At 44.5% G+C, this 13,761-nt stretch carries 18 protein-coding genes and 1 pseudogene; 12 read left to right on the top strand and 7 right to left on the bottom strand.

Features of this window, described 5'->3' with window-relative positions:
* Nucleotides 1-25 precede the first annotated feature (25 nt).
* The 12 genes and pseudogenes from Ga0466249_RS11785 to Ga0466249_RS11840 all read left to right on the top strand — a co-directional run.
* Nucleotides 26-469: a PTS sugar transporter subunit IIA gene (locus Ga0466249_RS11785; protein ID WP_215829652.1), complete on the top strand. Its 444-nt coding sequence runs from the start codon at nucleotides 26-28 to the stop codon at nucleotides 467-469.
* A gap of 87 nt (nucleotides 470-556) precedes the next feature.
* Nucleotides 557-1,213, top strand: a complete 657-nt coding sequence (gene rpe, locus Ga0466249_RS11790) for a ribulose-phosphate 3-epimerase (protein WP_215829653.1) — start codon at nucleotides 557-559, stop codon at nucleotides 1,211-1,213.
* Between the two features lie 11 nt (nucleotides 1,214-1,224).
* A complete protein-coding gene (hxlB, locus tag Ga0466249_RS11795; protein WP_215829654.1) occupies nucleotides 1,225-1,767 on the top strand; it encodes a 6-phospho-3-hexuloisomerase in 543 nt (180 codons plus the stop codon).
* 23 nt (nucleotides 1,768-1,790) lie between these two features.
* A complete protein-coding gene (locus Ga0466249_RS11800; protein ID WP_215829655.1) occupies nucleotides 1,791-2,840 on the top strand; it encodes a galactitol-1-phosphate 5-dehydrogenase in 1,050 nt (349 codons plus the stop codon).
* Nucleotides 2,841-2,858: 18 nt separating this feature from the next.
* On the top strand, nucleotides 2,859-3,320 hold the full coding sequence (gene rpiB, locus Ga0466249_RS11805; protein WP_246588655.1) for a ribose 5-phosphate isomerase B: 462 nt from the start codon (nucleotides 2,859-2,861) through the stop codon (nucleotides 3,318-3,320).
* A gap of 70 nt (nucleotides 3,321-3,390) precedes the next feature.
* Nucleotides 3,391-4,212 (top strand): transketolase, encoded by an 822-nt coding sequence (locus Ga0466249_RS11810; protein ID WP_215829657.1) that lies wholly within the window; start codon nucleotides 3,391-3,393, stop codon nucleotides 4,210-4,212.
* A complete protein-coding gene (locus Ga0466249_RS11815; protein ID WP_215829658.1) occupies nucleotides 4,212-5,144 on the top strand; it encodes a transketolase family protein in 933 nt (310 codons plus the stop codon). Before Ga0466249_RS11810 ends, Ga0466249_RS11815 begins: the two co-directional genes overlap by 1 nt.
* Nucleotides 5,145-5,482: 338 nt before the next feature.
* On the top strand, nucleotides 5,483-7,222 hold the full coding sequence (locus Ga0466249_RS11820; protein WP_215829659.1) for an ABC transporter ATP-binding protein: 1,740 nt from the start codon (nucleotides 5,483-5,485) through the stop codon (nucleotides 7,220-7,222).
* Nucleotides 7,223-7,517: 295 nt separating this feature from the next.
* Entirely contained in the window at nucleotides 7,518-8,465 is a 948-nt protein-coding gene (locus Ga0466249_RS11825) for a permease (protein ID WP_215829660.1), read from the top strand.
* Between the two features lie 83 nt (nucleotides 8,466-8,548).
* A complete protein-coding gene (locus tag Ga0466249_RS11830) occupies nucleotides 8,549-8,872 on the top strand; it encodes an ArsR/SmtB family transcription factor (RefSeq protein WP_215829661.1) in 324 nt (107 codons plus the stop codon).
* A 16-nt stretch (nucleotides 8,873-8,888) separates the two neighbouring features.
* Complete coding sequence (locus tag Ga0466249_RS11835) at nucleotides 8,889-9,119, top strand: thioredoxin family protein (protein WP_215829662.1); 231 nt, start codon at nucleotides 8,889-8,891, stop codon at nucleotides 9,117-9,119.
* Nucleotides 9,120-9,165: 46 nt separating this feature from the next.
* Nucleotides 9,166-9,263, top strand: a pseudogene (locus tag Ga0466249_RS11840) (IS200/IS605 family transposase); the annotation flags it as partial.
* Nucleotides 9,264-9,537: 274 nt separating this feature from the next.
* On the opposite strand, the gene Ga0466249_RS11845 reads toward Ga0466249_RS11840, so the two are convergent.
* The 7 genes from Ga0466249_RS11845 to Ga0466249_RS11870 form a co-directional block, all read right to left on the bottom strand.
* On the bottom strand, nucleotides 9,538-10,269 hold the full coding sequence (locus tag Ga0466249_RS11845) for a Rossmann-like domain-containing protein (RefSeq protein ID WP_215829663.1): 732 nt from the start codon (nucleotides 10,267-10,269) through the stop codon (nucleotides 9,538-9,540).
* 97 nt (nucleotides 10,270-10,366) lie between these two features.
* Entirely contained in the window at nucleotides 10,367-10,741 is a 375-nt protein-coding gene (locus Ga0466249_RS11850) for a NifB/NifX family molybdenum-iron cluster-binding protein (RefSeq protein ID WP_215829664.1), read from the bottom strand.
* Between the two features lie 125 nt (nucleotides 10,742-10,866).
* Nucleotides 10,867-11,013: a P-loop NTPase gene (locus Ga0466249_RS27790; protein WP_376769297.1), complete on the bottom strand. Its 147-nt coding sequence runs from the start codon at nucleotides 11,011-11,013 to the stop codon at nucleotides 10,867-10,869.
* Between the two features lie 12 nt (nucleotides 11,014-11,025).
* Nucleotides 11,026-11,394, bottom strand: coding sequence for a NifB/NifX family molybdenum-iron cluster-binding protein (locus tag Ga0466249_RS11855; RefSeq protein WP_215829665.1), 369 nt, complete (start codon nucleotides 11,392-11,394; stop codon nucleotides 11,026-11,028).
* 25 nt (nucleotides 11,395-11,419) lie between these two features.
* A complete protein-coding gene (locus tag Ga0466249_RS11860; protein ID WP_215829666.1) occupies nucleotides 11,420-12,292 on the bottom strand; it encodes an ATP-binding protein in 873 nt (290 codons plus the stop codon).
* Nucleotides 12,289-13,140, bottom strand: a complete 852-nt coding sequence (locus Ga0466249_RS11865; RefSeq protein ID WP_215829667.1) for a nucleotide-binding protein — start codon at nucleotides 13,138-13,140, stop codon at nucleotides 12,289-12,291. The genes Ga0466249_RS11860 and Ga0466249_RS11865 overlap by 4 nt, the downstream gene beginning before the upstream one ends.
* A 159-nt stretch (nucleotides 13,141-13,299) precedes the next feature.
* Nucleotides 13,300-13,734 (bottom strand): DUF134 domain-containing protein, encoded by a 435-nt coding sequence (locus Ga0466249_RS11870; RefSeq protein WP_215829668.1) that lies wholly within the window; start codon nucleotides 13,732-13,734, stop codon nucleotides 13,300-13,302.
* Between the last annotated feature and the right edge of the window lie 27 nt (nucleotides 13,735-13,761).

A 13,761-nucleotide genomic window follows, 5' to 3' on the forward strand; every position in this document is an offset into this window, starting at 1 on the left:
AAAAATTATACGAGGGGTTTTTGTTATGAGTGAGAGAGCTTATATTGCTATTGAAGGCCATGCAGAAAACTGGGAAGAGGCTCTTAATCTTTGTAGCGCTGAGCTGATGAAAAATGCTTGTATAGGCGAGGATTTTGCGAAAGCGTGTGTAGAAAGAGAAAAGCAGTTCCCAACGGGTCTGCCAACAGCTATTCCGGTAGCAATACCGCATGCAGCATCCGAGGAAGTCTATAAGACAGCGGTTTGTGTGTTGAAATTGGACGAGCCTGTGAAATTTTATCGTATGGATGTAACAGAGGAAGCCATCGAAGTAAAGCTTGTCTTTAATCTAGCGGTTAAAGGGCGGGATGCGCATCTTGATTTTTTGCAAAAGCTGATTGGGTTCGTGATGGATGAAAAGCGGTTAAAGAAGTGTACGGAACTATCTGTGAAGGATATCCCAGCTTATTTGGAATCCGGGATCGTTTAAAAGAGCATATGGCTGGTTAGGTTGTGCCGACTGCAGAAAAAATAGCAGTCTGGGGCTGGCTACAAGCAGAAAAGGAGAATTATTACTATGAAAGAAATAAAGTTATCGCCGTCTATTTTTGCAGCAGATATTGTGAACTTAAAAGAACTGCTTGCTGTATTGGAAAAGAATAACGTGGATCTTCTGCATGTGGATGTGATGGATGGTTCATTTGTAAACCGCCTAGCTTTTGGTGGAGATCATATTCGGATGTTGAAGAAAAGCACGCATATTCCGTTGGATGTGCATATGATGGTCGTACACCCTGAGCGTTATATTGAATCTTTTATCGATGCCGGGGCCGATATCATTACGGTGCATCAGGAATCCACGGCGATGCTGTACCACTGTCTGCAACTGATAAGAAACAGAGGGAAAAAGGCCGGCGTTGTATTGAGTCCGGCGACCTGCACGGCTACGATTGAATATGTCCTGGATTTAGTGGATATGGTACTGATCATGACGGTAAACCCCGGGGATGGAAAACAAACTTTTCTGCAGGAAATGCTGCCAAAGATAAGAGCCGTAAAAATCATGGTTGGAGATAAGAAAATTGATATTGAAGTCGATGGCAGCATTGATGACAAAACGGCAGCGCTTTGTCTGAAGGCCGGAGCAAACGTTTTTGTGTCCGGCGGGTATGTCTTTGGAAACGAGATCGAAGATCGGATTCAAAAATTACAGAAAGTCCTAGGGCTTCATTGAGGCGGTGCAGGATGAAAGAGTTAAATTGTATTGTTGAAGAATTACAGGAAGCTGTAAGGAGACTTGAGTTAATGGAAGCCGATTCATTCGTTGCGGCGATGAAAATGGCCAAAAGAATTTTCGTTTACGGGACAGGTCGCAGCGGCCTCATGCTGAAAGCTTTCGCTATGCGGCTCATGCAGCTCGATTATGAGGTTTATGTCATTGGGGAGACGATTACGCCGTCTGTGGGGAAAGGTGATTTGTTGATTGTGGCTTCGGCCTCCGGAGAAACCGAAAGTGTGTGCAGAACTGTCCGGTTTGCGCAGGGGAGCGGCGCATCTGTTGTCACGATTACCGCGGATTCAGCATCCAGAATGGCGAAAATACAAAAACCGCTGATTGTGATTGAGTCGGCTACAAAATTTTCTTTATCAAAAGCTAGTGTACAGCCTTTAGGAAGTTTGTTTGAACAAATGCTTTTATTGTTGCTGGATGGAATCAGCATGCGTATTGGTTTTATGCATAAGAATGGAAATGTTGGCATGGCGAAACGCCATGCTAACATTGAGTAATCAAGGTTAGGGAGATGGGTTGAATGAAATCGTTAAAATTTTATGGCGCAAGAGATATTCGTTTTGAGAATGCAAAAGATCCGGTCATCCAGAACAGCAAAGAAGTAAAAGTCAAAGTAAAGGCTGTAGGTATCTGTGGATCCGATACTTCGCGCTATGCAAAACTTGGACCGTATGTTCCAGGTATGGTATGGGGACATGAATTTTCTGGCGAGGTCATAGAAGTTGGCGCAGATGTAACGAAAGTGAAACAAGGCCAAAAGGTAACTGCCTGTCCGGCTCTTTACTGCGGAGAATGCGATTCCTGCAAAAAAGCAAAATATGCGCAGTGTGAACACCTGGATGTTATTGGGGCGCACCGCTATGGTGCGTTTGCAGAATATATTGTATTGCCGGAAGAAAATATTGTGCCGGTACCGGACAATGTAAATTATGACGATGCAGCTGTTGTTGAACCATCTTGCGTAGTGATACACGGTTATTATAAAACAGGGATTAAAGCCGGTGATACCGTAGCGGTTATCGGATGTGGGACGATTGGGCTTTTGGCTATTCAGTGGGCAAAGATTTTTGGCGCAAAATCGGTTATTGCCATCGATATTGATGATATAAAACTTGGAATGGCAAAAGAAGTCGGCGCCGATATTACCATCAATTCCATGGGCAAAGAGCCGTTTGAAGAAGTTTATAAGGTTACGGATAATAAGGGAGTGGATATATCGGTAGAATCTGCCGGCACACCCATCACATCCGCACAAGCCTTTTCTCTGACGGGTAAAGGCGGTAAAGTCTTGTTTGTTGGCATTCCATATGGAGATGTCCTGGTAAAGCGCCTCTATTTTGAAAAGATTGTACGCAACGAATTGCAGGTATTTGGCTCATGGAATACGATTTCGGCACCGTTTCCTGGACAGGAATGGGAAACATGTGTGCACTTTATTAAGAACGGACAGCTGAAAATTGGACCGTTGATTACACATCGTTATCCGCTGAGTGCAGGTCCGCAGGCCTTTGAAATGATAACAGAACGGAAAGAGCATTTTGGGAAAATCATTTTCCATCCGGAAGAGTAATGTAAGGAGATGTTGAAATTGAAACCGATCCTTGTAATCGGATCCGATCACGCCGGATACCGGATGAAGCAGTTCATTATAAAAAATTTGAAAGAAAAAGGCTATCTTGTAGAGGACAAGGGGCCGTTCAATGAGGATTCTGTTGATGCAGGTATCTATGCGGTGGCTGTCGGCGAAGACGTCGCAGCGCATCCGGCGGAGAAAAAAGGCATTTTGATTTGCGGGACAGGCATTGGCATGTCTATGATGGCGAATAAAGTAAAGGGCATTCGTGCATCTCTTGTATCGGATCTTTTTTCAGCAGAGATGACACGGGCGCATAATGATGCGAATGTTCTTTGCATGGGTGCACGCGTTGTTGCGGAGCCTATCGCCTGGGAGTTCACAAGGGTCTGGCTCACTACCAAGCATTTAGGGGGAAAGTACTCGGTACGTGTGCAGCATATGATGGATTATGAGACAAAAAGGGAAGAAAAATAGGAGACGCGATGTGCCTGCAGCGTTGCGGGCAGATAAAGGCTGAATACTTTTTGTGGGGGGAAAGAAAATCATGATAAAAGAAGAATTTGAACGTAGAGCCAAGCAGGTGCGGAAAAATATTGTGCAGATGATTGCTGCCGCAGGCTCCGGGCATCCGGGCGGATCGCTTTCGGTTGCCGATATTCTTGTAGTTCTCTACTTTGACGCGATGCATATCGATGCAAAAAATCCGGGATTGGAAACGCGGGATCGATTCGTACTCTCAAAAGGACATAGTGCTCCGGCACTTTATGCGGTGCTTGCAGAACGGGGATATTTCCCGAAAGAAGAGCTTATGAAGCTCAGAAAATGCGGTGCTATGTTGCAGGGACACCCGGATATGAAACGCATTCCAGGCGTCGATATGTCGACCGGATCTTTGGGACAAGGTCTTTCGGCAGCTAATGGAATGGCGCTGTCGGCTAAACTCGATCAGGCGGACTGGCGTGTCTACGTGGTTGTCGGAGATGGCGAACTGCAGGAAGGCCAAATCTGGGAGGCAGTGATGTCAAGCGCCCATTACGGCCTCGATAATCTCACGCTTTTTGTTGACCACAACGGACTGCAGATTGACGGTACAAATGACGAGGTCATGAAAGTTATGCCGATCGCCGAAAAATTCCGTGTTTTTGGCTGGAATGCGATTGAGATCAATGGGCATGACTTTGAAGAAATTTGTTCGGCCATTCAGCTGGCTAAGCATACCAAAGGGCGTCCAACGGTTATTGTTGCCGAGACTGTAAAAGGTAAAGGCGTATCCTTTATGGAAAACCAGGTAGGCTGGCATGGAAAGGCACTGGACGAAGTGCAGTGCCGTCAGGCTTTGGAAGAACTTACAGGAGGCGAAGCATAATGGGAATAGCAACAAGAGCAGCCTATGGCAAAATTCTTGAAACCGAACTTTATAAAAATGAAAAAGTCGTTGTACTGGATGCGGATCTTGGAAACGCGACAAAATCGATGTCTTTCAAAGAAGCTGCACCCAAGCGTTATTTTGATATGGGGATTTCCGAGCAGGATATGATGGGAACAGCGGCAGGTCTTGCGGCAAGCGGTAAAGTGCCAATCGCAAGTACATTTGCGGTATTTGCGGCAGGCAGAGCTTTTGGGCAAATCCGTAATTCCATCGCCTATCCGAAGCTCAACGTAAAAATTGCGGCAACACATGCCGGGCTTACGGTCGGTGAAGACGGAGGAAGCCATCAGGCAGTTGAAGATATCGCATTGATGCGCAGCCTGCCGAACATGACCGTCATCAATCCGGCAGATGCGAAAGAAGCGGAAGAAGTGCTGAAAGCAGCGGTGCAGTACTACGGTCCGGTCTATATTCGCCTGGGGCGTGCAGCCGTGGAAGATCTTCATGATGAGCATTATCAGTTTAACTGGGGCAAAGGGGAAATCCTTTTGGAAGGCAAAGACGTGGGCATTATCGCGACAGGCATTATGGTTGGCAAAGCGCTGGCTGTAGCCGCGGAGCTCGCGAAAGAAGGCATAGAAGCCAGAGTCATCAATATGCATACGATTAAGCCGATTGACCGAACGCTGATTCTTGAAACAGCAGAGCTTACAGGGAAGATTGTAACCGCGGAAGAACACAGTGTGATCGGCGGACTCGGCTCCGCTGTCAGTGAAGTGCTTTCGCAGGAGCGCCCGACAAAAATGGCGATGGTGGGGATTCAGGACAGCTTTGGAGAATCCGGATCGCCGAAAGACCTTTTAGAAAAATATGGTCTTACGGAAAAAGATATTATGCTTGCGGTAAAAAAAATTATAAAATATGCGTAACGAAATATACATATGAGAGATTACTCTTTTACAGTCGGAATAATATGCCCCTTGGAGGGCTGCAACTTCAGGCGAAACAATGCTTCGAAAAGTCAAGCTAATGCTTGGAGTGGAATTGAAATTATGCATAGGATCAAGAAAGGGCAGGTTGAAGAAATTCAATTTGCCCTTTTTGAGGTTGAATTTGCATCGGCTCGCGAAACTGCAGGTCTTTTGCTTCGAAGGACGTTAGTGTGGTAAGATATGACTATTGGACGGATATTGCGTTCTCATGTGCAAGTCGTGATTTTGGGCTGAAAGTTTGAATTGCATTAGTTCTATGATAAACGGAGGTCTTTATGTCTATTTGGGTAAAATTTATTCAATATTATAAACCCTATCGATGGTTATTTTATGCCGATTTGACTTGTGCATCGATAGTTTCTCTGGTGGATATTACATTTCCTCAGATCCTCTATTTTCTTACCCATGGTATTTTTACGCGGAGTGCGGTGGAAATTACGCAGGTACTGGGGATTGTGGCTGCCGGGATGAGTGTCATGTACGGAATTCGCTATGGCTGCCAGTATTTTATTACCACCTGGGGACACATTATGGGGGCGCGGATGGAAAGCGATATGCGTCAGGACCTGTTTGACCATTACCAGCGGCTGTCCTTTTCTTATTATGATCGCAACAATACTGGAGAGATGATGTCAAAGTTAGTGTCCGATTTATTTGATATTTCCGAGCTGGCTCATCATGGGCCGGAGAACATTTTTATTTGCACGCTGAAAATTATCGGGTCTTTTGTTCTGTTGTTGCTTCTCAATGTCAAAATGACCTTAATTCTTTTTTTTGTTACTCTGCTCATGATTCTTTTTAGTATTTATAAAAACAGGAAGATGAAAGCCGTTTTTATGGATAACCGGAAAAAGATTGCTGGGGTGAATTCGCGGGTACAAGACAGCCTTTCCGGTATTCGTGTTGTGAAATCTTTTGCTAACGAGGATTTAGAACGGGAAAAATTCTGCAATAGTAATTTGCAGTTTTTGGATTCGAAGGTCGGCAGCTATCAAATCATGGGGAGTTTTCAGGCGGGAAATGGTCTTTTTCAGGGATTATTGTATACGGCAGTGCTGGTCAGCGGCGGCTTTTTTGTTGCCAACGGCACGCTGGAGGTTTCCGATCTTGCGGTTTATGCCTTATATATCGGAATTTTTATGAATCCCATTGATGTGTTGATCAATTTTACGGAGCAGTTTCAGAAAGGGTATTCCGGCTTTAAACGATTCTTGGAAGTTATGAATACGACGCCGGAGATTTTGGAAAAATCGGATGCCATGCCGCTGACAAATGTCAAGGGCCATATTGTTTATCAGGATGTTTCCTTTCGGTATCAAAATACAGAAGTGCTCGATGGCGTGTATATTTCTATTGCCGCCGGAAAAACAGTAGCTTTGGTGGGACCATCCGGTGGTGGTAAGACGACTCTTTGCTCCCTTTTGCCCCGGTTTTATGATGTCAGCGGAGGAGCTGTCTTGATTGACGGCAAAGATGTTCGAGATGTTACTCTCAAGTCCTTGCGCAGTGCCATCGGCATTGTGCAGCAAGATGTATATATGTTTGCCGGCACTATTCGGGACAATATCGCTTACGGCAAACCGGATGCTGCGGACGAAGAAATTATTGAGGCGGCGAAAAACGCCAATATTCATGATTTTATTATGAGCCTTTCTGATGGGTACGACAGTTATGTGGGGGAACGGGGCACCCGCCTTTCCGGGGGACAAAAACAGCGTATCGCTATCGCCCGCGTCTTTTTGAAGAACCCTAAAATCCTGATTTTGGATGAAGCCACCTCTGCTCTGGATAACGAAAGTGAACGTTTTATTCAAGCATCTCTGGAACGTCTTTCGAAAAACCGGACCACTATTGTGGTAGCTCACCGCCTCAGTACCATTCGGAACGCGGATGAGATCATTGTCATTAACCACAACGGTATTCAGGAGCAGGGAGATCATGGGACACTGTTGTCTCAAAATGGTTTGTATGCCAAATATTATAATATGCAGTTTGAAGGATTGGATGAATTGTAAAACGAATGAAAGAATCAAGTCACTTGGTGATAAAAAAATTACATAGGAAGAAAGCGTCTTGCGTTTTACAATACATTATATTATAATATTATAAAGATATAATATTAAAGTGAAGGGATGAACGAAGGAGAAATTACTGTACGTAATTTCTGGAAAACTACTGTTTGAGTTGTGGCGCTTATAATAAAGAATATGTACGGGGAATTAGAGATGAATCTTCGTATTGAGCCGGAAGCTTGGGAGTATATCAAGCGGGGATGTACAAAGATTGCTGTAAACTCATGGAGGTGTTAGTATGTTACAAGAATTCGCCGATCTTTTGGTATATCAATGGTTGGGCCTAGTGCCTGGGAGCACGCTTGGCGAAGCAATTGATTTCTTTGTGTATGACAGCATAAAAATCTTTTTAATGCTGTCGATTATTATTTTTGGCGTATCGTTACTGCGTTCGTATTTTCCAGCCGAGCGCACGAAAAAAATTCTCAGCCACAAGCGGGAGTTCTACGGGAATATTGTGGCTGCACTGCTCGGGATTGTTACGCCCTTTTGTTCCTGTTCTGCCGTGCCTGTGTTCATTGGTTTTATTGAGTCTGGTGTGCCGCTTGGAATTACCTTTTCCTTTTTAATTTCATCGCCGATGGTCAATGAGGTGGCTGTTATTATGCTCTGGGGATTGTTGGGATGGAAAATCATGGCTATTTATATTTTATCCGGTGTTATCATTGCGATTATTGCCGGCTATCTGATTGGTAAATTTAAATTAGAGCATTTGGTGGAAGACTATGTGTATCAAATGAAAGTGGGCGATACGGAGATTGCCGAACAGTCTTTTTCTGATCGATTGCAATATGCCCAGGACTATACCAAAGAAATTTTAAGAAAAGTGTGGCTGTACGTTATTATTGCTATTGGTATTGGCGGCTTTATCCATGGCTATGCACCAGAAGATTTCCTTATTCAGTATGCAGGTAAGGATAATATCTGGGCGGTACCGATGGCGGTCTTAATTGGTGTTCCTTTATACTCAAATGCAGCTGGAGTGATTCCGATTGTTACAGCACTGATCCAAAAGGGTATGAGCCTCGGAACAGCACTGGCATTTATGATGGCAGTAACAGCTTTGAGCTTTCCGGAAATGATCATTTTGCGCAATGTGTTGAAACCAAAACTGATTGCGATCTTTATTGCTATTTTAGCGGTGTCCATTATCTTTACAGGATATCTTTTTAATATTATAATTTAATCATATTATAAAATAATTAGCATTCTTAAAGTATAAGGCATTAAGTCAAGACTTTAATGTGATTTTAGTAGGAGGTTGTTAGGATGGCGGAAGACATTGTAGTGAAGCTGACGGCAGATTTTTTTAAGACGCTGTCTCACCCGGTCCGGATTAAAATTCTTCACTCGCTGGAACAGGGTGAGCGTTGCGTTTGCGAGATTATTGAGGAATTGGATATTGAGCAGTCCAATTTGTCACAGCACTTAGGCGTAATGAAAAAGCAGGGGATTATTGATTCTCATAAAGATGGGCAGAAAGTTATTTATTATATTGCGTATCCATCGGTGATGGACGTGGTAGGGGCGGCAGAAAAAACTCTGAGTGAACAGATTGGGCACAGTCAAAGTATCCTTAAATTTTTAAAATAATGGGGAGGTAATGAACATGAAAATCGAAATTTTAGGTATGGGCTGTCAAAAATGCAATGCGTTAGATAATGCAGCAAAACAAGCAGCGAAAGAACTGGGTATTGATGCTGAATTTGCGAAAGTGGAAGATATTAAAGAGATTATGAAGTACGGTGTCATGACCACACCCGCTTTGGTGGTTGATGGCGTTGTGAAAGTCGCCGGTAAAGTGCCTGGAAAAGATGAAATTAAAGCTATGTTGAAGTAAAATAAGCGGTCATTTGTAGCTGTTGAAGAGGAATGGTATTACTGATTATTATGTTAGCACGGTAGGATTGAATGAAGCCACTATAAAAAATATATACAAGAACAAGAAAAACATGATCAGGCATTAGATAAGTTAAGTGTATGAGAATATGAAAACCCTTTAAGGGGGAAAAGTGAAGTAGTACCAACATCCCTTGAGGGATAGCAAAGGTGTAAAAACCACAGTGATTTAAACAAAATGAAAGCCAGCGCCTTTAGACGTTGGCAAGTAATAGAGGTTTACAGTCTCAGTGAAAATCACCCGTTGGTGGTTATGATTCAGGCAATTTAATCTATCTCTTCGGGAAATTGTAGCGTTAATCCAACGGTTACTTCACTCAAGTTCCCTGAAGGCTCCTTTCTTTTTCATCTTTAATGATTCAGTGGCCGTAAAAACAAATTCTAGGTAAATGAAATAATTTTGCTAGTCCTGCTGCAGTTACGCCGTAATAAATCAGCGTTTTTTCTTGCTGTAATTCATGGTACGTATCGTTGACAAGGACACTACCGGTAGACAGAATGATATCTGCCCAACGAGCGTTTTTGGCATTGAAAGCTGCATCGTCGATGCGAACGCCACAACGAATTTGGCCGATGTTATCGGGGTTTAGATCGGTGACACGCAAGTCGAATGACGCATCGTGTAAAGCTTGAATTAAGGCAGGCTGGAAGCCGATAAACGCAATTTTAGGCTTGCCATACTGTTTCTGAATGTAGGAAGGCAATTTTTGCGCGCATAGGGCAGGTTCCTTGTCTTTACAATGAACGGTTGCTTTTACTTGATCTAAATTATGAAGAATAGCATTCAGGGTTGCGACAAACACAGCTCTGTGAAAATTGGTGTTTAGCGGCAATTGGAGTACTTCGCTGAGCGTGCCTTCAAATTGTCCGGGTTGATCGGTAAAGGCTTGGCCGATTCCAGCACGAAACCGCGCTTCCATCATGACTTCTTTTCCAGTGAGCAGAGGATAATCGTCGCGATCCGGTTTTCCGATGGCTTCATCAGGAGTCAAAGGACGGGCTGATACAATGATCACTTTTTCTGTATCAGACCAATCTTGGTTTTTGGCTATTTGAGAAAGCTTTATTTTTGCCTCTTCCAATAATGTCATATTCTCTCACTCCTATCGTGATGATGGGTGTACTTTGTATAGATATAGGCGCATCTAGTCAGATGAATATCCGCGTAGATGCGCCTATATGACTTACTTAATGATTGCCGCAGTTATGACCGTGTTCATGATCGTCATGGTCATGGTCGCAGGCATTGCCTGACTCAATAAGTTCACCGCGCAGATAGAGAGCAACCAGATTTTCAGGAGTGTCTGCTGGAGCACCGCATAAGACTTTTACACCGCGTTCTTGTAAAATGGATTGAGCTGCTTCGCCCATGCCGCCAACTAAAATATCTGTGCAGCCTTGGTCGGCGACCCAGTTCGGAATGACGCCAGGCGCATGGGGCGGAGGAGTCAGAGTTTCTTGTTTCACGATTTTGCTATCCTCCACAGTTACGATGGCAAATTTTTCGCAGTGACCAAAATGAGTACAAAGTTTTCCGTTTACCAAGGGAATGGCAATTTTCATAATGTTGTCAACACCTTTCTGTTTTTTTGGAAGCTGATGAAGAAATTGATTAATAATATGTTGCATTTCTTCTTTAGTATGACTGGTTAGACTGTTGATTGTTTGGCCAGCATCGCCAGCAGTGACTACACTGGGATCGATGGGAAGTCGTCCCAGGAAGGGAAGATTCCAGTCAGATGCGGTTTTTTCCCGCTTTTGAATATTTCATGTAGACTGCCGCAGGTAGGGCAGATAAAACTGCTCATATTTTCGATAATGCCTGTAATCGGCATGTGATTATGTTGCTATTTTTTTAAATCCAGTGCGTTGGGTATGGCGATGGCTGTCAGCTTGTCGGATAGAAAGGCTGATAGCGCTTCTTCTACAGTGCCATTCATCTCGCCCAAGGAATACATGGCGATTTGCTCGGCCTGCAGCACTTTAAAGGCTTTAGGGCCAACATGACCAGTAATAAGTACTTTGGCTCCTGTTTTTGCCAGGGTCTGACCTGCTTGAATGCCTGCCCCATGGGCAGCTTCGACGTTCTGCGTGTTGGGCAGAGAATCCCAGGTCTTGTTTTCCTCATCATAGAGGACAAAATAGTCAGCTCGGCCAAATCGGGAATCGACTGCTGCATGGCGGTCGTCGCCGTGCGACGTAAAGGCAATTTTCATTATGTGTCTCCTCACTTTCTTATCGTTAGTCTGTTAAATCTAGGCGGGCTGCCAAGTTGTGCCAAAGTTTTATTAGAGAGTCTTTGACTTCGCTATTCTCCGGCATTTCCAGCACAGTTTTGCCAGATTGGACGGCATTGTGGAAGATATTGCTGTAAGGAATCTGTCCGGCAATGGGAATGGCGTTATGATCGCACCAGGAGATAAGGTCTTGGGTGTTTTCTGAATGTAGGGTGCTTTTGTTAATACATACCGCAAGTGGCAAGTCAAAATGGGATACTAAATCGACTAGCCGCTTTACATCATGCATACTGGAGGCCGACGGTTCGACGACGGCAAGCGCTAAACTAGCGCCGGATAAAGCGGCGATGGCCGGACAGCCGATACCGGGTGGTCCGTCGGTGATGATGAGTGGCAGATGCTGATTCTCGGCAATCTTTTTTGCTTCTTGCCGTACTTTGCTGACCAGCTTTCCTGAGTTTTCCATTGCTAGGCCAAGCTCGGCATGAATGAGGCAACCCAAGCGGGTATCCGATACAAACCAGTGTCCTGCTTGTTTTTCCTGCATGTTGATGGCATGGTCCGGGCAATTGAAGGCGCATACGCCGCAACCCTCACAATTGAGCGGCGTAGTAATAACACCGTTAGTAATGGCATTAAATCGGCATAATTTGGTACATATACCGCAGTGAGTGCAAGTTTTTTCATTAACGCGTGGCTCAAACCCGGCTTTAAATTCATGGGTTTCACGAATGATAGCGCCGCTTATTAAATGAAAATTAGCTGCATCTACGTCACAATCTACAAGTACTTTTTGCGGGGCCAGAAAGGCGAGGGCAGCACTGATGCTGGTTTTACCTGTGCCACCTTTGCCACTGACAATGACTAATTCCTTCATTTTGTCGTGCCCCTTTCTGTTTTGAGTTGATTCCAAATACTGGATGAAACGGTGCGGAATTCATCAGATATGTGTCCTGCGGCGTATTGTCTGGCAAAGGACAGACTGTGTGGAATTTTGGCCAATACAGGAATTTGGCGGCTTTCGCATAATGCTTCGATGATTTCGTCGCCAGTGGCTGCGTCGCTTTTATTAATTACCACGCCAGTCGGAATCTGGAGTAACCGGGTGATATTCATGGCAAGTTCCAGGTCATGTCGACCAAAGGGAGTTGGCTCAGTGACAAGAATGCAAAAGTTACTGTCCTTGACGGCTGTTACCATTGAGCAGGAAGTACCGGGCGGACAATCTAGCAACACATCGCCGGTAAGGTTGGCGGTTTCTTGTTTCATTTTTTTTATGAGCGGGACGGCGCTGGGAGTACCAACTTGGAGTACGCCGCTTACTAGGTGAATGCCGGGATGCGCCGCAGCTCTTCCGATCATAAGGGTGCCAATATTTTTTTGTTCTTCGCTTATGGCATCTTTAGGGCAAGCGAGCAGGCAGCCGCCACAACTGTGGCAAAGTTCGTCAAATAGTAAAGCGGTTTTACCGGAAATAGCGAAGGCATTAAATAAACAGACGGCAGAGCAAGTACCGCATCCATTGCATAAAGAGGAGTTAACGTGCGGGATTGTAATGGTAACTTCACGACTGGGATTCTGCCATTCGGGCTGTAAGAATAAATGACAGTTTGGTTCTTCAACATCGCAGTCGACTAGGGTAATATTTGAATACGCGGTGGCAAGCAGTAGAGCTAACGTGGTTTTGCCAGTTCCCCCTTTGCCGCTGGCAATGCTAATCAGCATAGGAGTTCCTCCTTTGAATGTTGAACCATATTTCATAATTAAGCTAAAAAAATTAAGATAACAAATCTATAAACATTAGTCGTCGTATTCTGGATGAACCCACATTTTCGGGGTGATAAAAATGCATGAAATATATTTCATAAATAAGGTTAAAATTTTTTATTCCTCGTCACGACTCACAGTGGAAGCTTGGCATGCTGGGCATGTTAGATCATGGCAACGTTGTCCTGTACCATGAGGCAAGGTCCATTTATGACCGCAGGTCCGACATGTAAAATGACGTAGACCTGTCTGACAACGGTGAGCAATGCGAAAGTTTCCACCGCCTACCCGTATTGCATTCCCCTGCCATAATGCGGCAGCTATTTTTTGATGGGCCATACTAACAATACGATGAAAGGTAGGACGTGATATTTCCATTCGCTCCGCTGCAGCAGCCTGATCCAATTGTTCGATATCCGCTAGGCGAATGGCTTCCATTTCTTCCACAGTTAACGTGACTTCTTCAAGGGTGCGTAAGGGAATTCCTGCGGGCTTGTAGTGTGTAACAGGCGGCAATTGTTCTACGCGACGTTCTTTATATGGACGGCCCATAGTACTCCTTTCAAATTATGAACTATA

The sequence above is a fragment of the Pelorhabdus rhamnosifermentans genome (assembly GCF_018835585.1).
In the GTDB taxonomy this organism is placed as follows: Bacteria; Bacillota; Negativicutes; order UMGS1260; family UMGS1260; genus Pelorhabdus; species Pelorhabdus rhamnosifermentans.